The sequence below is a fragment of the Tenacibaculum caenipelagi genome, from assembly GCF_004363005.1.
Lineage (GTDB): Bacteria > Bacteroidota > Bacteroidia > Flavobacteriales > Flavobacteriaceae > Polaribacter > Polaribacter caenipelagi.
Map to the genome: position 1 here is coordinate 14,046 of NZ_SNYH01000003.1, position 21,133 is coordinate 35,178.

The following is a 21,133-nucleotide window of genomic DNA, read 5'->3' on the forward strand; positions in this document are numbered from 1 at the left end:
CTACTCGTATAATTTTAATTTATTTTGTAGTTGTTGAATGGTTCTGTGCATAGCATCCATTCTATCTAACATATTATTAATTACGTCAATACCTTGCATGTTGACTTCTAAATCATAATACAATCTGATTATTTTTTCTAAAGTAGGCAACTGTTCTATATATACATATCTATCTGAATCTTTTACCACAAATTCTATAAGCTGAAAAGATTCAATACTTTCAATAAATTGTTCATCCAAATTATGATGAACAATAACTTTTTGTACACTTATTAGTTCTTTATCGCTCATGTCTATTTCATTTTAGAAAGTTTTGTAAATAAATCACGCTGTTCATCTGTTAGATTCTTTGGAATATTCACTTTATAAGTCACATATAAATCACCAAACTGACCTTCTTTTTTATACTTCGGAAATCCTTTTCCTTTCAATCGAACCTTAGTTCCATTCTGAGTTCCTGATTTTACTTTAAGTTTTACCTTATCTACAAAAGTATCAATCACAGCTTCTCCACCTAAAACCGCCGTATATAAATCAATAGCTTGTTCGGTATATAAATTAGCTCCATCTCGCTTAAAGCGGGCATCAGGAATAATTTCGAAAGTGATGTATAAATCTCCTTTAGGTCCTCCATTCAACCCTTCACCTCCGTGTCCTTTTATTTTAATGGTTTGCCCATTTTCTACTCCTGCAGGAATCGTAATTCGTATCTTTTTACCGTTTATAGTAAGCACTTGTTTTTGTGAAGTATATACATCTTTTAAGTTTAATTGTAAAGAGGCATTAAAATCTTGTCCTCTAAATTGTGTTGAACGTCTACCAGTTCTTCCTCCTCCAAAAGCTGCATTAAAAAAATCAGAAAAATCAGTTCCTTCAAAACCAGAAGAAGAATATTGCTGATAAGAACCTCCGCTACCAAATCCACTTTGGTACCCTCGTTGTTTTTTGACTTCTTCATACGCTTCTGCATGTTGCCAGTTCTCTCCGTACTCATCGTATTTTTTTCGATTTTCAGGATTACTCAATACTTCATTCGCTTCGTTTATTTGCTGAAATTTTTTTTTCGCTTCCTCATCATTCGGATTTGTATCTGGGTGATACTTTCTCGCTAGTTTACGATAGGCTTTTTTTATAGCATCTTGTGAAGCTTTTTTGTCTACCCCTAAAATTTTATAATAATCTACAAACTCCATAGTACTGATAGCTAGTGTAAAACACTTGAAAATATACAAAATATTATCGTGTTAAGCTAATTATAACCTCCACTTAATTTATTCTTATTTTTGCATTTTTAATGAAGATTCATGACGATAGAAGATTTAATCGGAACCTACAACATTATTAGTAGCAACCAAGACGAAAATAGTAACACTTATAAAGGAACACTTTCTTTGACTCTTGACGAAAACAACAGAATAGTTGCCAAATGGTTAATTAACAACGAACAGGAACAATTTGGAACTGGTTTCTTTAAAAATAATATTTTAGCTATCAATTTTAACTACACTGGTGATGATAACACTATCTACAAAGGTGTAGCTGTATATTCTTGTCTTTCCAAAAATATTTTAGACGGATTTTGGTCTGAAAAATATGGAAACCCTTTATTTCTAGGAGAAGAACGTTGCTTTAGAATACAAGAACAACCCGAATTAATCAATTAACATTATGCAGTGTCCATGTAACCCTAGCAAAAAGTATTCTGATTGCTGTCAAAAAGCACATCAAAACATTCATTCAGTTACCTCAGCTGAAGCTTTAATGCGTTCAAGATACAGTGCTTTTGTACTAGCAAATATTGATTACCTACAAAAAAGTCACCATAGTAGTACCAGACCTTCTAAGCGAGAAAAGAAAGAAATTTTAGCTTGGACAAAAACTGTTAATTGGATAAAGCTAGAAGTGCTACACGCAACAGAAACTACTGTTGAATTCAAAGCTTTTTTTATGGAAAATGGGAATATCGATGTGATTCACGAAAACTCTGTTTTTTGTAAAGAAAATGACCATTGGGTATATCTTGGTCAAAAATAAGACTGTCAAAAACAATGTCATCCCGAATGAAGTATGAGGAGGAACCTCTTACAAATGAGTAACAAATATTCAAAAGATTTCTCCCTTAGGTCGAAATGACACTCTAGACAGTCTTATTAATATTACACCAAGAATTCAAATAAATTAGGTTTATCATTTAGGTATTCACCATAAAAGTTTCGCTGTTTCATTCGATGAATCAATGGTTGTAAGTCTTCTTTTTTCTCTAGTTCTATACCTACAACTGCAGGACCATTTTCTCTATTGGTTTTTTTAGAGTATTCAAAAAAAGTAATATCATCATTTTCTCCCAATACCTCAGCTACAAATTCTTTTAAAGCTCCTGCACGCTGAGGAAAACGAATGATAAAATAGTGTTTCAATTTACTGTACAACAATGCTCGTTCTTTTATTTCGGCCGTACGAGTGATATCGTTATTACTTCCGCTAATAACGCACACAACATTTTTATCTTCCAGTTCTTCTTTGTAAAAATCAAGAGCACTTATAGTCAAAGCTCCAGCAGGTTCAACCACTATTGCTTCTTTATTGTACATCTCTAAAATGGTTTGACATACTTTTCCTTCAGGAACCGTAATCATATCCGATAAATTCTCTCGACAGATTTTGTAAGTCAACTCCCCTACTTGCTGTACTGCCGCTCCATCAACAAACTTATCTATGTTTTCTAATACAACGTTCTTATTTTCTTCTAACGATTTTTTCATAGAAGGTGCTCCTGCTGGCTCTACTCCTATAATCTTTGTTTTAGGAGATAACAATTTAAAAACACTTGATAAACCAGAAGCCAATCCACCACCACCTACAGGTACAAAAACATAATCTATAGGTTGTTGTGCTTGTTCTAAAACCTCCATGCCTACTGTAGCTTGCCCTTCAATAATTTTTTCGTCATCAAACGGATGTACAAATGTTTTTTGCAAACTATCCGATAAGAGTTTTGCTGCCTTATAAGCATCATCAAACGTATCACCTATCAATCGAATGTCTACAAAATCACCCCCAAACATTTTTACTTGTTCTACCTTTTGTTTTGGTGTTGGTGCAGGCATATAAATAGTTCCATAGATTTCTTTTTTTCTGCATGCTAAGGCAACTCCTTGGGCATGATTTCCTGCACTGGCACACACAATTCCATTAACTAATTCCTCCTCTGTTAATGAGCTTATTTTATTATAAGCACCTCTAATCTTGTACGAACGGACTTGCTGTAAATCTTCCCTTTTTAAAAAGATGTTTGCGTTAAATTGTCTAGATAAATTGAAGTTTTCTTGCAGTGGAGTAACTGCCACAACCTCTTTTAAAGTTGTGGCAGCTTGTTGTATTGCTGTTAATTTAGGAAAATAAGTTTCTTTTTGAACTTCCATACGATTATGCTAAAACAGGTTCTTCTTGACTGACATTGGTTTTGATAACCTTCATAGCCGTCATTGCTTCTCGCAATTCTGCTCCTACTTTTTCAATAGGATGATTACGAATTGCTTTATTCACTTTAATTAATTCAAGATTATCTACTTCGTTGGTAGCACTGTACTCTTTTCCAATAACATCAGTATTTACCGATTTCATAAAATCAGTCAATAATGGTTTAGCAGCATGATCAAATAAGTAACATCCATATTCAGCAGTATCAGAAATAATACGGTTCATTTCAAACAACTTCTTACGTGCTACAGTATTGGCGATCAATGGTAATTCGTGTAACGATTCATAGTATGCCGATGCTGAAATAATTCCCGATTTCACCATCGTTTCAAATGCTAATTCTACCCCAGCTTTTACAAAAGCAACTAATAGAGTTCCTTTATCAAAATAGGCTTGTTCTGAAATTTCTTCAGAAGTAGCAGTTGTTTTCTCAAATTGTGTTTCTCCAGTAGCCGCTCTCCATGTTAATAGATTTACATCATCGTTTGCCCAGTCTTCCATCATGGTTTTTGAAAAATGTCCTGACATGATATCATCCATGTGTTTGTTAAATAATGGAGCTAACACTTCTTTTAATTCTTCGGAAAGTTGATAGGCTTTAACCTTTGCTGGATTTGATAAACGATCCATCATATTGGTAATCCCACCATGTTTTAATGCCTCGGTAATCGTTTCCCACCCATATTGAATTAATTTAGAAGCATACGCTGGCTCTACTCCTTCTTCAACCATTTTATTGAATGATAAAATAGATCCCGTTTGTAACACTCCACATAAGATGGTTTGCTCTCCCATTAAGTCTGATTTTACCTCAGCAACAAACGATGATTCTAACACTCCTGCTTTATGTCCTCCTGTAGCATAAGCATAGGCTTTTGCTTGTGCCAATCCTTTACTCTCTGGATCGTTTTCTGGATGTACCGCAATTAATGTAGGTACACCAAATCCTCTCAAGTATTCTTCTCTTACTTCTGTTCCTGGGCACTTTGGCGCTACCATAATTACGGTTAAATCCTTACGTACCTGCATGCCTTCTTCAACAATATTAAATCCGTGAGAATAGGATAAAGTCGCTCCTGATTTCATTAATGGCATTACTGCATTTACTACCTGTGTGTGCTGTTTATCGGGTGTTAAATTACAAACCAAATCAGCAGTTGGAATCAATTCTTCATAGGTACCTACTTCAAAACCGTGTTCTGTTGCATTTTTGTACGATTGGCGTCGCTCTTTAATAGCTGCTTCTCGTAATGCATATGAAATATCTAATCCTGAATCGCGCATGTTTAACCCTTGATTCAATCCTTGTGCTCCACATCCTACAATTACCACTTTTTTACCTTCTAATGCTGTAGTTCCTTCTGAAAATTCTTCAGCATTCATGAATCTACATTTTCCTAACTGTTCTAATTGCTCTCTAAGTGATAATTGGTTGAAATAATTTTTCATTTCTATTGTATTTGTGTTGTTTGTTTATGCTTTTATTAATTGTAATAGTTTTGATACTGGCATTTCATCTTTCGTAATAGCTATTCTACCAGACCGAACAAATTGCATGATACCATGCTTATCTAAAATGTGATATAGTTCTTCTACTTCTTCTTTGGTACCAGATTTTTCAAGAACAAAAAAGTTTTTGTTTATATTAATTACCCTTGATTTACTTTGATTGATGATGGTTTGAATTTCATCATTTTGAATCAGTAAGTCTGTACTTAATTTAAACAAGCAGGACTCTTGGTAAACTGTTGCTTCATCCGTATGATAAAAAGCTTTGATTACCTCTACTTGCTTTTCAATCTGACCAATGATTTTTTTAACTTGTTCCTCAGTAACCTTCACTAAAAGCGTAAATCTAGACACACTTTTAATTTCAGATTTTGATACGTTAACACTCTCTATATTCAAGTGTCTACGTAGGAATATTGCTGATATTCTATTTAACAATCCAACATTATTTTCTGTATAAATTGAAATTGTATAGGTGTTTTTTGTATTCATATTTTCTTATTTTAATCGAACATCAGATACCGATGCTCCTGTTGGAATCATTGGAAATACATTATCTTCCTTTTCTACACAAACTTCTAGGAAATAGGCTTCTTTAGATTGCATCATTTCTTGAACAGCTGTTGCCAATTCTTCTCTTTTGGTAACTCTATTAGCTGCCATATGATATCCTTTAGCAATTGCTACAAAATCAGGGTTTGTCATTACTGTAGAAGCATATCGTTTGTCAAAAAACAACTGCTGCCATTGTCGTACCATTCCTAAAAATTCATTGTTGAGTACCACAATTTTAACCGCTGCTTTGGTTTGTAAAATTGTTCCTAGTTCTTGTATAGTCATTTGGTAACCTCCGTCACCAATCACAGCTACTACTTCTCGCTCTGGAGCTCCCATTTTAGCACCAATCGCAGCAGGTAAGGCAAATCCCATAGTTCCTAATCCACCAGAAGTAATATTACTTTTTGTTTGGTTGAATTCCGCATAACGACTTGCTACCATTTGATGTTGACCCACGTCGGTAACTACAATGGCTTTTCCTTCAGAGGTTTCATTTATTTGCTTGATAACCTCTCCCATTGTTAAACCTTCTTTGGTTGGAAACAAATCATTTTTTATCACGTTATCAAACTCGACTGCATCGAGATTTCTAAATTCTTGTAACCACTCTTTGTGTGAATTAGCTTTTAAAAGAGATAGTGCTGCCGTTAAGGTTTCTTTTACATTTCCTAAAACAGCTACATCTGTCTTTACATTTTTGTCAACTTCCGCAGGGTCTATTTCAAAATGCACCACTTTAGCTTGTTTCGCATAACGGTTCAAATCTCCTGTAACACGATCGTCAAAACGCATTCCGATAGCGATTAATACATCACATTCATTGGTAAGTTTATTCGGACTATAATTTCCATGCATTCCAACCATACCTACATGTAGAGGGTGTTTAGTTGGTAAAGCTGATAAACCTAACAATGTACTTGCCGATGGAATTCCTGCTTTCTCTATAAATGTTTTAAATTCTTCTTCAGCTTCTCCAAGTATTACTCCTTGTCCCCAAACTACAAATGGTCTTTCCGCATTGTTAATCAGTTCAACAGCTGCTTCAACACTTTGTATGTTCATACTCGGAACAGGTTGATAACTTCGTACCGATGTACATTTTTTATATTCAAAATCAAACTCTTCAAACTGCGCATTTTTAGTAATATCAACCAAAACAGGTCCTGGTCTTCCTGAACGAGCGATATAAAATGCTTTTGCCATTACTTCGGGTATCTCACTCGCTTTCGTTATTTGATAATTCCACTTAGTTACGGGAGTTGAAATTCCCACAATATCTGTTTCTTGAAATGCATCAGAACCTAATAAATGTGCTCCTACTTGTCCTGTAATGCATACCATTGGAGTAGAATCTATTTGCGCATCGGCTATCCCTGTAATTAAGTTGGTTGCTCCTGGACCTGAAGTTGCTATCGCTACTCCTACTTTACCTGTAGCTCTAGCGTAGCCTTGTGCCGCATGTGTGGCTCCTTGTTCGTGACGTGTTAAGACATGATGCAATTTATCTTGATATTTATACAACTCATCATATACAGGCATAATAGCTCCTCCTGGATACCCATACAATAAATCGACTCCTTCTGCTAATAAACATTTTACTACAGCTTCTGCACCTGTAATGGTTACTTTCTGTTTTTTTTCTAGTTCTGTTTGTTGTTTCGTTTTTGTTTCCATAGTAAAAGTGTTAAAATTCGTCGGTTACACACCCATTAGATGCTGATGCTACTGTTTTTGCATATTTATATAGCACTCCTCTTTTTACTTTTAAAGGTGGAGCTGTCCATTCTTGTTTTCTTTTGGCTAATTCTTCTTCAGAAACTTCTAGATTAATCGTATTAGTTTCTGCATTAATGGTTATGGTATCTCCATCTTTTACCAAAGCGATTACACCACCTTCTTGGGCTTCTGGTGTAATGTGACCTACTACAAATCCGTGCGTTCCCCCAGAAAAGCGTCCATCGGTAATTAGCGCAACCTCTTTACCTAATCCTGCTCCCATAATAGCAGCTGTTGGTTTTAGCATTTCTGGCATTCCAGGACCTCCTTTAGGACCTTCATAGCGAATTACCACTACGTCCCCTTTTTCTACTTTTCCGTCTCGTATCCCGTCATTTGCCTCATATTCTCCTTCAAAAACTTTTGCCTTTCCTGAAAAATACAATCCTTCCTTTCCTGTTATTTTCGCTACAGAACCTTCTTTTGCCAAATTTCCGTAAAGCATTCGTAGATGTCCTGTAGCTTTGATAGGTTGTTCTGTCGGCTTAATTACTTCCTGCCCTTCCGTTAAACTTGGAACCGCTGCTAAATTTTCCTCCAATGTTTTTCCTGTTACAGTCAAACAATCTCCATGTAACAACCCTTTTTCTAGTAAATATTTTAAAACTGCTGGTGTACCTCCTACTTTGTGTACATCTTCCATTAAGTATTTTCCACTAGGTTTTAAATCGGCTAAAAATGGTGTTTCATCAGAAATACGTTGAAAGTCTTCTAAAGTAAACTGCACATCTGCTGCTTTTGCTATAGCTAAAAAGTGTAAAACTGCATTGGTAGAACCTCCCATAACTGTTACCAATCGTACTGCATTTTCCAACGATTTTTTAGTAACGATGTCTGATGGTTTGATGTCTTTTTCAAGTAATACCCGTAACGCTTCCCCTGCATTGACACATTCTTGCTCTTTGTCATCGCTAATCGCAGGGTTAGATGAATTGTAAGGTAAACTCATACCCAAAGCTTCAATTGCTGACGCCATAGTATTTGCGGTGTACATTCCTCCACAAGCTCCTGCCCCCGGACATGCTTTTTCTATGACACTTTGATATTCTTTTTTTGTAATCGTTCCGGCAACTTTCTCTCCCCAAGCTTCAAAAGCTGATACCACATCTAACTTTTTCCCTTCATGACACCCAGACGCAATAGTTCCCCCGTATACTAAAACTGAAGGACGGTTTAAACGCAACATCGCCATTAGTGCTCCTGGCATGTTTTTATCACATCCAACCACGGTTACCAAACCGTCATATGACATCGCTTGTACCACCGTTTCCATAGAGTCGGCAATCACATCACGAGAAGGTAAAGAATAACGCATCCCTGGTGTTCCCATAGAAATTCCGTCGGAAACGCCTATGGTATTAAATATCAACCCTACTAAATCTGCATTTTCAGTTCCTTCTTTTACCAATTTTGCTAAATCGTTTAAGTGCATGTTACACGGATTTCCTTCGTACCCCGTACTTGCAATTCCAACCAACGGTTTTTCTAAATCTGATTTAGACAACCCTATGGCATGCAACATGGCTTGTGCTGCCGGTTGCGTATCATCTTGCGTTACTTGTTTACTAAATTTGTTTAGTTCCATGTTAGCTTGCTTTTCGTTTTTGACGTAAGCCTAATACTTCGTCTTTGTATAATTTCATTAGTTTGTGTCCGTGTGATTTTTCCCATGATAGGGGAAATTGATAATCGTCTAGCGACTGTAATCCAACTACTTCGGCTGCAGTTCCTGTAAAAAAGCAAGCGTCTGCATTTTTTAATTCTTCTAGCGTAAAATGCCTTTCTTCAACAGAAATTCCTTCTTCTTTACATAAATCGATAACCGTAGCACGGGTAATTCCTGCCATAATGTGACCTCTTGGTGGCGTGTATAACTTCCCTTCTTTCTGCATAAAAACATTTGCCCCAGAACATTCAGCCACATTACCGTTCATATCTAATAACAATGCTTCGTCACAACCATTGTTCTTTGCTTCGTTAGTTGATAGTATTGAGTTAGTATAGTGACCTGTTACTTTAGCTTCTACAAAACATGATTTTGGATTCGGCCGTTGGAACGAAGACGTTTTTACACGTAGTAATTTATCTCCCATATATTTTCCCCATTCCCAGCATTGAATAACTAAGTTGGTTTCTTTAGAAGTCAACAAACTCATATCGGCTCCAGTAGTGACTAGCGGACGGATGTAAGCATCTTTCAAACCATTACGCTCTAATAATTCGTAAGTGATTTCGGTTAATTCTTCTTCTGAATAATCCAATTGAATATTCATTACTTCTGCTCCATACTTTAGCCTTTTGTAATGCTCATACGACTTAAAGACTTTAGTTCCTTCCGTTGTATTATAAGCTCTGATACCTTCGAAAACTCCGTTCCCGTAATGTAAACTTTGGCTATACAAATTAGCGCTAGCATCTTTCGCTTTGATAAACTGTCCGTTGTAAAAAATTACTGTTTCCTCGTTATAGTACATTTTTAGTTGTTTTTACTGTTCAAAATTATTTTTCGCTTTTTACTTTACTTTCTTGTTTTTTAAGGCTTCGATGATTTTCACCGACTCTTAAAAACACACAAAAACCTTAAAACCAAACACTTAAAACCAAACCATTATGATATTCACGGTATAAAAAAAGCCTGTATCTTGAGTTAGATACAGGCTTCCTTATAGGCAATAACTATCTGTATCAACTCGGTGGAGAGCTAATAATGACAATAATAATTACCACGATGTTAAAAATTTGATTCATGTTTTTTGCAACTAAAAAAGGCTTCCTAAAATTTAGGAAGCCTTCTTAATTAATTTATATGTTAAATATTAAATACCGCTTCCCTATCCTTGTGAAATAATCACAATGACAATAATAATAGAAATGATATTTAAAACTTGTTTTTTCATTTGATGTCACAAATATTTGAAATTATTTTTTAGTTATCCTAATATTTTTTTGATTTTTTGATTTCTTCTTTCAAAAACACAGCCCTTAACCTACTGTTTTACTTATGATTATATGAATTTTTATTTTTTATTTAGCATTTATCAAAATTTATTTTATAGATTTGTAGCATTATGCAAACGAATAAAATATACAACAATATACCCAGTTTATCAGTGCGGTCTTTCAACCGACGCTAGTCTTTCCTTGCACAAAACTGAGTATTGTATAATTTTATTTTCATCCTTTTGATTTCTATAATCTACATTTTTATATCGTTACTAACTCTTGTTATTGTTTTCAATAACGCAGTTATTGTACGACCTATTTTTATCCGACGTCGCCCGTAAGGGTGCTATTTCTTTTGGGAACCTAGGTGCGTCCGGTTCTTCTTTTCAAACCACCGATTTTTAACAAAATGTTTATCTAAAATCAATTTCAATGAGAGTTGTTATTGCTGATCAATCGCATAGTAAGTATGCCGAAATTATTTGTCAAACTATTGACGAAGCTGCTCTGGTTAGAGGCACAGGAATTGCCAAAAGAAAACCAGAATACATCATTACAAAACTAGAAAATGGTAACGCTGTTATTGCCTTAGATGGCGATCAATTTGCTGGTTTTTGTTATATCGAAGCCTGGAGTCATGGCAAATTTGTAGCCAATTCTGGGTTGATTGTTCACCCAAATTATAGAGGTATTGGTTTAGCCAAACAAATTAAGAAAGTAGTTTTTGGGCATTCTAAAGCTAAATTTCCTAATGCTAAAATATTTAGTATTACTACTGGTTTGGCGGTTATGAAACTGAATAGCGAACTAGGCTATAAACCTGTAACCTTTTCTGAACTCACAGAAGATCAGTCTTTTTGGAATGGATGTCAGACCTGTAAAAATTACGATGTGCTACAACGTACTCAACAAAAAATGTGTTTATGTACTGGCATGTTATACGATCCTAACAAAAAAACTCAAAACATAAAAGTTAAAGAGAAAGTCTTTCAAAGACTAAAAAGAATTAAGGAAACCATCTTCCTAAAAAAAGACAAAAAATGAAAAAATTAGTAATTGCTTATAGTGGCGGATTAGATACTTCGTACTGTGCGGTAAGCTTATCAAAACAAGGATATGAAGTTCATGCTGTTAGCGTGAATACTGGTGGATTTTCTTCCGAAGAAATTAAAAAAATTGAAGAAAATGCCTACACGATGGGTGTGGCTACCTATAAAAACATTAATGCGGTAACTGATTATTACAGCAAAGTAATTAAGTATTTAATTTTTGGTAACGTGTTAAAAAACAACACGTATCCACTTTCTGTAAGTGCTGAAAGAATTATACAAGCCATAGAAATAGTAAACTACGCTAAAAGTATTGATGCTAACTATATCGCTCATGGTAGTACAGGTGCTGGAAACGATCAGGTGAGGTTTGATATGATTTTTCAAATCATTGCTCCTGAAATTGAAATCATCACACCTATAAGAGATTTACAACTTTCAAGACAGGAAGAAATTGAGTACTTAAAAAATAACGGTATTGATTTGTCATGGGAAAAAGCTAAATATTCTGTAAACAAAGGTTTATGGGGAACCAGTGTCGGAGGTGAAGAAACGTTAACCTCAGAACATCCGTTACCAGAACACGCCTATCCTTCTCAAGTAACAAAAGCAGTACCTGAACAAGTAAAACTTTCGTTTGTAAAAGGGGAACTAGTAGCCATTAATGATGATGAAAAAGCTCCTGTACAAAATATAGAGCAATTGAATGCCCTAGCTTCAAAATTCGGAATTGGTAGAGATATTCACGTAGGCGACACTATTGTTGGAATAAAAGGAAGAGTTGGTTTTGAAGCTGCTGCTGCGTTAATCACAATTAAAGCGCATCATTTGTTAGAAAAGCACACCTTAACTAAATGGCAATTGCAACACAAAGAATACTTGGCTAGCTTTTATGGTATGCATTTACATGAAGGTCAGTATTTAGATCCTGTGATGAGAGATATGGAAACTTTTTTAGAGAGTAGTCAGTCAAAAGTTACTGGGGGTGTTTTTGTCACCCTTAAGCCATATCATTTTACACTAGATGGAATTGATTCTCCACATGATTTAATGAATGTCAAATTTGGTAGCTACGGTGAACTAAACAAAGGATGGACCGCTGAAGATGCTAAAGGTTTTATCAAAATCTTAGGAAACCAGAATAAAATATATCAACAGGTTAATCAATAGACAGTAAACAGTGAGTGATTAACAATAAACAGATTGCCACGCTCCGCTCGCAATGACAAAAACGTCATCATAAGGAGTGATAACGACGTGATGATCTAATGAATGAAAACTCATTCTACTATTTAAAACAACAAACAATATGATACAAGTAGGAATCATCGGAGGTGCTGGTTATACAGCAGGAGAACTAATCAGGCTTTTATTACAACACCCAAAAGCTGCTATTGATTTTGTGTATAGCACTTCTAATGCCGGTAATAAAATAGCGAATGTCCATCAGGATTTGGTGGGGAGTATCGATTTAACATTCACCAATAAAATCAATGCTTCAGTAGATGTATTATTCTTATGCTTAGGGCACGGAAATTCTAAACAGTTTTTAGAAACACATACCTTTTCTAATCATACAAAAATTATTGATTTAGGAAATGATTTCAGACTAAAAGCAGATAGTAATTTTCAAGGAAAAGAGTTTGTGTATGGTTTACCTGAGTTTCAAAAAGAAGCAATACAAAACGCTTCTTATATTACCAATCCAGGTTGTTTTGCTACGGCTATTCAATTAGGGCTATTACCTTTAGCTGATGCTGATTTGTTACAGAATGATATACATGTTAATGCAGTTACTGGTGCTACTGGTGCAGGAACTTCATTATCTACTACCACACATTTTACGTGGAGAGATAACAATTTTTCGTACTACAAGCCTTTTACACATCAGCATTTAGGAGAAGTCAATCAGACCTTGCATATACTTCAATCAAATTTTGAATCAGAGGTATTGTTTCTTCCTAACAGAGGAGATTTTTCCAGAGGTATTTATGCAACGCTATACACAGATTTTGAAGGAAGTTTAGAAGAAGCACAACAACTATATTCAAACTACTATAAAGATGCTGTTTTTACACACGTAGCTGATAATGAACTACACTTAAAACAGGTAGTAAACACCAATAAGTGTTTAATTCATTTGCATAAACACGGAGATAAACTTTTAATAACAAGCATTATAGATAATTTATTAAAAGGAGCTTCAGGACAAGCAGTTCAAAACATGAACCTGATGTTTGGTTTTCAGGAAGACACAGGATTACAACTAAAAGCAACTTATTTTTAAAATAAAAGATATGAAAATAGCAATTATAGGAACAGGTAACTTAGGAAAATCAATCGCTAAAGGATTGACACAAAACAATTCGTTTTCTCAACTTTTCTTAACCAAGAGAAACATTGAAGAACTTAATGAATTTAAAGAGGTACCCAACGTTTTCATTAGTTCTAATAACAAGGAAGCAATCACAGCATCTGATGTATTAATTTTTGCTGTACAACCAACACATTTAGAAGCTCTTTTAAAAGAAACTGCTCCCCTATTATCAGACAATCATATACTAATTTCCACTATTACTGGATTTTCTATTGAAAAAATGGAAAGTCTTATTGGATCTGATGCCATTATTATGAGAGCTATGCCTAATACGGCTATTGCTGTAGGTAAATCTATGACCTGTATTTGTAGTAATACTCAAGGAAAAGCACACCTGCAAACGGCTACGACTATTTTCAATCAATTAGGCACTTCAATGATTATTCCTGAAAGTCAAATGCAAGCAGCCACCGTAATATGTGCTAGTGGAATTGCTTTTTGGATGCGCTTAATACGGGCAACTACACAAGCCGCTATTCAGTTAGGTTTCGATGCAAAAGAAGCACAAGAACTCGCTATGCATACTAGTGAAGGTGCTGCCAACCTACTCATAGCTACAGGAAATCATCCTGAAGAAGAAATCGATAAAGTTACCACTCCAAAAGGCTGTACCATTGAAGGTTTGAATGAAATGGAACACAAAGGGTTAAGTGCAGCATTAATACAAGGAATGGTAGCCTCTTTTAACAAAATTAATACCATAAAAAAAGAAAACTAATGAGTTTATTTAATGTATATCCTCTATTTGATATAACCCCAGTAACCGCCAACGATGTATATGTATACGACGATAAAGGCGCAGAATATTTAGATCTATATGGCGGTCACGCTGTTATATCTATAGGCCACTCACACCCTGCCTATGTTAAAAATATTAGTGAACAAGTAAGCAAACTAGGCTTTTATAGCAACGCGATTCAGAATCCGTTACAGGTTGAATTGGCTGACCAACTAGAAAACATTTCTGGTTGTAAAGACTATCAGTTATTCTTGTGTAACTCAGGAGCTGAAGCCAATGAAAATGCTTTAAAACTAGCCTCTTTTCACACTGGTAAGCAAAAAGTAATTGCCTTTAAAAACTCTTTTCACGGACGTACTTCTGCTGCGGTAGCAGCTACAGACAATCCTAAGATTGTAGCGCCTATCAATGCACAACAAGAGGTTATCTTTTTAGAGTTTGAAGATTTGGAAGGTGTTAAAAAGGCTTTACAAAACAATGATGTTTGCGCTATTATTATTGAGACCATTCAGGGGATTGGCGGATTAGACGAAGCTTCAACAGCTTTTTATAAAGGTTTAGAAAACTTGTGCCAACAATATAACATCGTACTTATTGCTGATGAAATTCAGTGTGGTTTTGGTAGAACAGGTGATTTCTTTGCTTTTCAAAAGCATGGAATTACTCCGCATATCATTTCTATGGCAAAAGGAATGGGGAACGGATTTCCTGTGGGTGGAATTTTAATTCATCCAAGTATTGAGGCTTCTTACGGTTTACTAGGAACTACCTTTGGTGGTAATCACTTAGCTTGTGCCGCTTCCTTAGCTGTTCTTAAAACCATCCAAAAAGAACAATTGATGGGAAACGCACAGCAAATTGCTGAGTATTTTGTGGAGCAAGCAGCTTCAATTCCACAACTAAAAGCTGTAAAAGGAAGAGGTCTTATGTTAGGATTAGAATTCAGCTTTCCTATTGCTGACCTAAGAAAGAATCTAATATTTAAACATCACATTTTTACAGGAAGCGCTAAGAATCCGAACTTATTAAGAATTCTTCCACCATTAACCATTCAAAAGCAACATATCGATGTGTTTTTTGATGCTTTAAAAAAGGAACTGTCATGAAAAAATACACCAGCTTAAACGATATTGAAAACCTTTCAGAAACTATTCAAAAGGCAATTCAATTAAAAGAAAACCCCTATCAGTTTGCTGATTTAGGGCAACATAAAACCTTAGTCATGCTGTTCTTTAATGCTAGTTTACGTACAAGATTAAGTACCGAAAAAGCGGCTAAAAACTTAGGTATGGAAGTAAGTGTGTTAAACATTACCAACGCTTGGAATATGGAGTTTGAAGACGGTACGGTGATGAATTTAAATACATCTGAGCATATTAAAGAAGCTGCCATGGTAATTTCTAAGTATGCTGATATCATTGCGGTAAGAGCTTTTCCGACGTTGAAAGACAAAGAAAAAGATACCTCTGAAATTGTGCTCAACAGTTTTGTAAAATATGCTACGGTGCCTGTTATCAATATGGAAAGCGCTACTGACCACCCGTTACAAGCGTTGGCAGATGCGATTACCATCACCGAAACTAAAATAGTTAGTAAACCTAAAGTTGTGTTGTCTTGGGCTCCACACCCAAAAGCATTACCACATTCGGTTGCCAATGCTTTTGTACACCTCATGCACAACATGGAGGTAGAATTTGTTATAACGCATCCCGAAGGGTATGAGTTAGATTCTGAAATTACAAAAGAGTTTCCTATCGAATACGATCAAGAGAAAGCTTTTGAAAATGCCGACTTTATCTATGCTAAAAACTGGAGTTCTTTTAATGAGTATGGTAAAATATTGAACGAAGATCCTAACTGGATGATTACTCAGGAAAAAATAGGCGCTGCTAAATTTATGCACTGCTTACCTATTAGAAGAAATGTGGTAGCAGAAGATGCGGTTTTAGATGGTCAGAACTCTCTTGTGATTGAACAAGCCAATAACAGAACTTTTGCTACGCAAATAGTATTAAAAGAGATTTTAAATTATTTAAGTTGAATTTAAATTTTGACTTGTCAGTTCTAGTGTCGACCAGAGGGAGATGTATCGAGAGCTACTTGAAAACGTCTCGATACAATTTTTCTTCCTTACAGTACGAAAAATAACTCGACGTGACATTTAATTAAAAGATAATTAACAAAATGGTAAAAGGTAACCTTAATAAGATAACCACGTCGTCCATTTCGACTTTGCTCAATGACTTCCTCGTTATGACGTCATTGCGAGCGAAGCGTGGCAATCTCTTTGTAAATACCGATTACTAAAAACTTAAAAAATGAAAACCATAAAGATTGTTAAAATAGGCGGAAACATCATTAATGATGAAAAAGCCTTGAACAACTTCTTAGCTGATTTCGCTCAGTTAAAAGGTCCAAAAGTGTTAGTTCATGGTGGTGGAAAATTAGCTTCAGAATTGGCTAAACAGTTGAATATTCCTGTGACGATGATTGATGGCAGACGTGTAACCGATACGCAAACTTTAGATTTGATTACTATGGTATATGCAGGTAAAATCAACAAGCAAATTGTTGCGCAGTTACAAGCGCACAACGCCAACGCTATAGGCTTTACAGGAGCGGACGGAAATACTATTGTATCAACTAAACGTCCTGCTGAACCTATAGATTACGGATTTGCAGGCGATGTTATTACCGTAAATCCGCAAATACTAACCGTATTAATTAATAACGAAGTAATTCCTGTATTTTGTGCCATTACGCACGATGCTAACGGACAGTTATTGAACACAAATGCAGACACCATAGCCTCGGAAATTGCTATAGGTCTCTCTGCTCATTTTAGTACAGAACTATATTACTGTTTTGAAAAATCAGGAGTGCTAAGTGATATAGCCGATGACAACTCTATTATCGAACAAATCACTTCAGAATCCTACGCGCAATTAAAAGCTGATGGAGTCATCTTTGAAGGAATGCTTCCTAAACTAGACAATTGCTTTCACGCCCTAAAAAATAACGTTCACAAAGTTCATATAGGTAGTACAACTATGCTATTTAACTCAAAAAACAAACATACCTCGTTACAATTATGACAATACAAGAACTTACAATAAAGGCCATCAATCTATTAAAAAACCTTATAGAAACACCTTCTTTTTCTTCGGAAGAAGATGCTACTGCCCTATTGCTAGAAAACTGGTTTAAAGAGTTTGATATTCCATACACTAGAACTCAGAACAACGTGTGGTCAGTAAATAAACATTTTGATGCTAACAAACCTACGTTATTACTCAACTCCCATCACGATACGGTAAAACCTAATAACGGCTATACCAAAGATCCGTTTAAAGCTATTGTAGAAGATGGCAAACTCTACGGGTTAGGAAGTAATGATGCTGGTGGATGTTTAGTTTCGTTATTGGCGACCTACACCCATTTCTACCAAAAAGAAAACTTGACTTACAACCTTGTTTTTGCAGGAACTGCTGAAGAAGAAAGTAGTGGTCCTAACGGTTTAAACGAATTACTGAAAAACTTACCAAACATTGATGTAGCTATTGTAGGGGAACCTACTTTAATGAATTTAGCTATTACTGAAAAAGGTTTGGTCGTTTTTGATGCTGAGGTAAAAGGAACCCCAAGTCATGCGGCACATCCGAATCACGATAATGCTATTTATAACAGTATTGAAGTATTGCAGTGGTTTAAAGATGTTGAATTTGAAAAAACCTCGGAAACCTTGGGAGACGTAAAACTCACAGTAACACAAATCAATGCAGGGAAACAACACAATGCTGTTCCTTCCGAAGTAAAATTAGTGGTCGATGTTCGTGTAAACGATCAATATACCAATCAGGAAATCAGTGACTTTTTACAGGAACACGCACCTTGTAAGATACAACCAAGAAGTTTGAATTTGAATTCATCTTCAATACCAAAAGAACATCCATTAGTACAAGCAGGGTTGGCTTTAGGAAGACAAACATATGGTTCTCCTACCCTATCTGACCAAGCAGTATTGAGCTGTCCATCGTTAAAATTAGGCCCTGGAGACAGCACACGTTCACACACCGCTGATGAATTTATTTATCTTCAAGAAATTGAGGAAGGTATTAAACTATATATTAAGCTATTAGAGAAAGTATTCTAGAAGAATAAAGAGTATAGAAAAGAGATAAAGACATCTTTTTCTAAAACAACCGTCATTCCGAACGAGGTACGAGGAGGAATCTCAACAAAATGAGTTACCAATAGCTTTAAGACCTCTCACATACGTTCGAGGTGACATAAAATAAACCGTCATAACGAGGAGCGATAGCGACGTGGTTATCTTTCCAAAAGAAGTACTAATAACAAACAGATTGCCACGCTTTAGCCTGTCTTGAGCGACAGTCGAAAGGCTCGCAATGACATATTAAAAACATAAAAAAATGAAACTTTGGGACAAAGGTTTATCCATCGATAAAAAAATAGAACATTTCACTGTTGGAAACGATAGAGAAATAGATTTACACATTGCACCGCATGACTTACAAGCTTCTTTAGCACATGCTAAAATGTTAGCCTCCATCGGTATTATTACTTCGGAAGAGTTAGCACAAGTAAATGCTGGAATTGCTACGCTACAACAACAAGTTGCAAACGATACCTTTATAATTGATGCTCAATTTGAAGATGTGCATTCTAAAATTGAGTTCGAATTGACCAACATGTGCGGTGAAGTTGGTAAGAAAATTCATACAGCACGTTCAAGAAACGATCAGGTTTTAGTAGCGTTGCAATTGTATTATAAAGACAACTTACAGTTGATTTCAGATAAAACAAAAACGCTGTTTAATACATTATTACAGCTAGCAGAGCAATACAAAACCAAGCTATTACCAGGCTATACTCACTTACAAGTTGCAATGCCTTCTTCGTTTGGATTATGGTTTTCTGCTTATGCTGAATTGTTAATTGACGATTTACACATGGTTAATGCAGCGCTAAAAACAGTAGATCAAAATCCGTTAGGTTCTGCCGCAGGATATGGTAGTTCTTTTCCAATCAATAGAGAATTCACCACAAAAGAACTAGGTTTTGAAACCTTAAAATACAATGTGGTTGCTGCACAAATGAGTAGAGGAAAAAGTGAGCGTACCCTTACCATGGCGTTAGGTAGCGTGAGTAATACACTAGCTCGTTTTGCGATGGATATCTGCCTATATATGAGTCAAAACTATGACTTTATTTCTTTTCCTGATGAATTAACCACAGGTAGTAGCATTATGCCGCATAAAAAGAATCCTGATGTGTTTGAATTGATTAGGGGAAAGTGTAATAAAATTCAAGCTTTGTATACTGAAACTTTGCTAATCACTAACAATTTACCTAGTGGATATCATAGAGATTATCAGTTATTAAAAGAAAATATCATCAATGCCTTTGAAGAGTTAAAAGATGTGCTAGATATTTTTGATTACGCTATTCAGCAAGTTATTGTAAAAGATATTGACTTACAGGATGAAAAATACAAATATCTATTCACAGTAGACAATATCAATACGCTTGTTGAAAACGGAATGAGTTTTAGAGAAGCCTACCAAAAAATTGGTGGTGAAGTAAATAACGGAACGTATACACCCGATACCTCAAAAAAACACACGCATATAGGAAGTATTCATTATTTGTGCTTGGAAAAAATACGAGAAAAACTAAACAGTTTTTAAATTCATTTTTTTTTTGGGAGTAAGGTTTCATAGAATCTTACTCCTAAACAATTCCTCTACTTCTTTTTGACTAAATTTACATCAAAATAATATTTCGCTACTATCATAGAATGACACACCCTTTACGACAACACATTGAAGAAATTATTTCTCTTACCGATGAAGAATTTGAGTATATCTTAAGCTTTTTCAAGTCTATAAAAAAACGTAAACATCAATATTTAGTACAAGAAGGCGAAATTGCAAATAAAGAATATTGGGTAATTAAAGGTTGTGTAAAGAGCTATTTTATTGAAGATAGTGGTAAAGAACATATTTTACAGTTTGCAATGGAAAATTGGTGGATTACCGATTATGAATCGTTTGTAAAACAACAACCCTCTAAAACAGCTATTGATTGTATTGAGGATTGTGAGCTACTATACATTACTTACGAAAACCGTGATAAACTAACTGCCAAGATGCACAAAATGGAACGCTTTTGGGCTAAAAAGAGTAAAATGGGGAGAATAGCCCTGCAAAACAGAATTGTTTCTCTTTTACAAAATTCTGCCAAAGAGCGATATGATCAACTATTAGATCAATACCCTACCCTTTTTCAACGAGTTCCTAAAAAAATGATTGCTGCCTATTTAGGAGTATCTAGAGAAACTCTCAGCAGACTTAATTCGTAATTCTTCTCCTTTTATTTATCTCCTTTGTGTGACCTACATCACTTTAAAGAAGTGACATAGCTCCTATGTAAAATTGTACCCTCGTCGCAACTTTGTAGCATAATTTTAAAACATATTATTATGCCTTACGTAAACATTAAAGTTACTGATGAACAGGTAACTCAAGAACAAAAACGTCTACTTATTGAAGGAACTACACAGCTTTTAGTGGATGTACTTCAAAAAAATCCTGCAACTACTCATATAGTTATTGAAGAAATTCCTTTAGGTAATTGGGGACATAATGGTAAACAATATACAGGAACAAAAAAATAAAA

At 35.2% G+C, this 21,133-nt stretch carries 21 protein-coding genes; 13 read left to right on the top strand and 8 right to left on the bottom strand.

Annotated features, from left to right (window positions below; genetic code table 11):
• Together DFQ07_RS06420 and DFQ07_RS06425 are read right to left on the bottom strand one after the other, a co-directional pair.
• The gene (locus tag DFQ07_RS06420) at positions 1-291 is read right to left on the bottom strand and encodes a chaperone modulator CbpM (protein ID WP_133535466.1); all 291 of its coding nucleotides are present in this window, start codon (positions 289-291) and stop codon (positions 1-3) included.
• Positions 292-293: 2 nt separating this feature from the next.
• On the bottom strand, positions 294-1,193 hold the full coding sequence (locus DFQ07_RS06425) for a DnaJ C-terminal domain-containing protein (RefSeq protein WP_133535467.1): 900 nt from the start codon (positions 1,191-1,193) through the stop codon (positions 294-296).
• 111 nt (positions 1,194-1,304) lie between these two features.
• Here DFQ07_RS06425 and DFQ07_RS06430 point away from each other — a divergent pair, with 111 nt between their 5' ends.
• Both DFQ07_RS06430 and DFQ07_RS06435 read left to right on the top strand, forming a co-directional pair.
• A complete protein-coding gene (locus tag DFQ07_RS06430; protein WP_133535468.1) occupies positions 1,305-1,664 on the top strand; it encodes a hypothetical protein in 360 nt (119 codons plus the stop codon).
• Between the two features lie 4 nt (positions 1,665-1,668).
• The gene (locus DFQ07_RS06435) at positions 1,669-2,034 is read left to right on the top strand and encodes a YchJ family protein (protein WP_133535469.1); all 366 of its coding nucleotides are present in this window, start codon (positions 1,669-1,671) and stop codon (positions 2,032-2,034) included.
• A 122-nt stretch (positions 2,035-2,156) separates the two neighbouring features.
• Here the strand turns inward: DFQ07_RS06435 and ilvA are convergent, their stop codons facing one another.
• From ilvA to DFQ07_RS06465, 6 genes are read right to left on the bottom strand one after another with little or no spacing between them, the layout of a single operon-like run.
• Positions 2,157-3,422, bottom strand: a complete 1,266-nt coding sequence (gene ilvA, locus DFQ07_RS06440) for a threonine ammonia-lyase IlvA (RefSeq protein WP_133535470.1) — start codon at positions 3,420-3,422, stop codon at positions 2,157-2,159.
• Between the two features lie 4 nt (positions 3,423-3,426).
• Positions 3,427-4,929, bottom strand: coding sequence for a ketol-acid reductoisomerase (gene ilvC, locus DFQ07_RS06445; RefSeq protein WP_133535471.1), 1,503 nt, complete (start codon positions 4,927-4,929; stop codon positions 3,427-3,429).
• Positions 4,930-4,953: 24 nt separating this feature from the next.
• Positions 4,954-5,481: an acetolactate synthase small subunit gene (gene ilvN / locus DFQ07_RS06450; protein WP_133535472.1), complete on the bottom strand. Its 528-nt coding sequence runs from the start codon at positions 5,479-5,481 to the stop codon at positions 4,954-4,956.
• A 6-nt stretch (positions 5,482-5,487) separates the two neighbouring features.
• Entirely contained in the window at positions 5,488-7,221 is a 1,734-nt protein-coding gene (ilvB, locus tag DFQ07_RS06455; protein WP_133535473.1) for a biosynthetic-type acetolactate synthase large subunit, read from the bottom strand.
• Positions 7,222-7,231: 10 nt separating this feature from the next.
• Entirely contained in the window at positions 7,232-8,908 is a 1,677-nt protein-coding gene (gene ilvD / locus DFQ07_RS06460) for a dihydroxy-acid dehydratase (protein WP_133535474.1), read from the bottom strand.
• Between the two features lies 1 nt (position 8,909).
• A complete protein-coding gene (locus DFQ07_RS06465; protein WP_133535475.1) occupies positions 8,910-9,797 on the bottom strand; it encodes a branched-chain amino acid transaminase in 888 nt (295 codons plus the stop codon).
• A gap of 901 nt (positions 9,798-10,698) precedes the next feature.
• Here DFQ07_RS06465 and DFQ07_RS06470 point away from each other — a divergent pair.
• The 11 genes from DFQ07_RS06470 (at position 10,699) to DFQ07_RS06520 (ending at position 21,131) form a co-directional block, all read left to right on the top strand.
• Complete coding sequence (locus DFQ07_RS06470) at positions 10,699-11,310, top strand: GNAT family N-acetyltransferase (RefSeq protein WP_133535476.1); 612 nt, start codon at positions 10,699-10,701, stop codon at positions 11,308-11,310.
• Positions 11,307-12,485 (top strand): argininosuccinate synthase, encoded by a 1,179-nt coding sequence (gene argG / locus DFQ07_RS06475; RefSeq protein WP_133535477.1) that lies wholly within the window; start codon positions 11,307-11,309, stop codon positions 12,483-12,485. Before DFQ07_RS06470 ends, argG begins: the two co-directional genes overlap by 4 nt.
• A gap of 139 nt (positions 12,486-12,624) precedes the next feature.
• A complete protein-coding gene (gene argC, locus DFQ07_RS06480) occupies positions 12,625-13,602 on the top strand; it encodes an N-acetyl-gamma-glutamyl-phosphate reductase (protein ID WP_133535478.1) in 978 nt (325 codons plus the stop codon).
• 10 nt (positions 13,603-13,612) lie between these two features.
• Positions 13,613-14,410, top strand: a complete 798-nt coding sequence (gene proC, locus DFQ07_RS06485) for a pyrroline-5-carboxylate reductase (RefSeq protein WP_133535479.1) — start codon at positions 13,613-13,615, stop codon at positions 14,408-14,410.
• Complete coding sequence (locus DFQ07_RS06490) at positions 14,410-15,537, top strand: aspartate aminotransferase family protein (protein WP_133535480.1); 1,128 nt, start codon at positions 14,410-14,412, stop codon at positions 15,535-15,537. Before proC ends, DFQ07_RS06490 begins: the two co-directional genes overlap by 1 nt.
• On the top strand, positions 15,534-16,472 hold the full coding sequence (locus tag DFQ07_RS06495; RefSeq protein WP_133535481.1) for a Rossmann-fold NAD(P)-binding domain-containing protein: 939 nt from the start codon (positions 15,534-15,536) through the stop codon (positions 16,470-16,472). Before DFQ07_RS06490 ends, DFQ07_RS06495 begins: the two co-directional genes overlap by 4 nt.
• Before the next feature lie 277 nt (positions 16,473-16,749).
• Positions 16,750-17,526 carry an acetylglutamate kinase gene (gene argB, locus DFQ07_RS06500; protein ID WP_133535482.1) on the top strand — a complete coding sequence of 259 codons (777 nt, stop codon included), beginning with the start codon at positions 16,750-16,752 and terminating at the stop codon, positions 17,524-17,526.
• Positions 17,523-18,584, top strand: a complete 1,062-nt coding sequence (locus DFQ07_RS06505; RefSeq protein WP_133535483.1) for a M20 family metallo-hydrolase — start codon at positions 17,523-17,525, stop codon at positions 18,582-18,584. Before argB ends, DFQ07_RS06505 begins: the two co-directional genes overlap by 4 nt.
• 280 nt (positions 18,585-18,864) lie before the next feature.
• Complete coding sequence (gene argH / locus DFQ07_RS06510) at positions 18,865-20,142, top strand: argininosuccinate lyase (RefSeq protein ID WP_133535484.1); 1,278 nt, start codon at positions 18,865-18,867, stop codon at positions 20,140-20,142.
• A 110-nt stretch (positions 20,143-20,252) separates the two neighbouring features.
• A complete protein-coding gene (locus tag DFQ07_RS06515; RefSeq protein ID WP_133535485.1) occupies positions 20,253-20,816 on the top strand; it encodes a Crp/Fnr family transcriptional regulator in 564 nt (187 codons plus the stop codon).
• A gap of 120 nt (positions 20,817-20,936) precedes the next feature.
• Entirely contained in the window at positions 20,937-21,131 is a 195-nt protein-coding gene (locus tag DFQ07_RS06520; protein WP_133535486.1) for a tautomerase family protein, read from the top strand.
• The last annotated feature ends 2 nt before the right edge of the window (positions 21,132-21,133 follow it).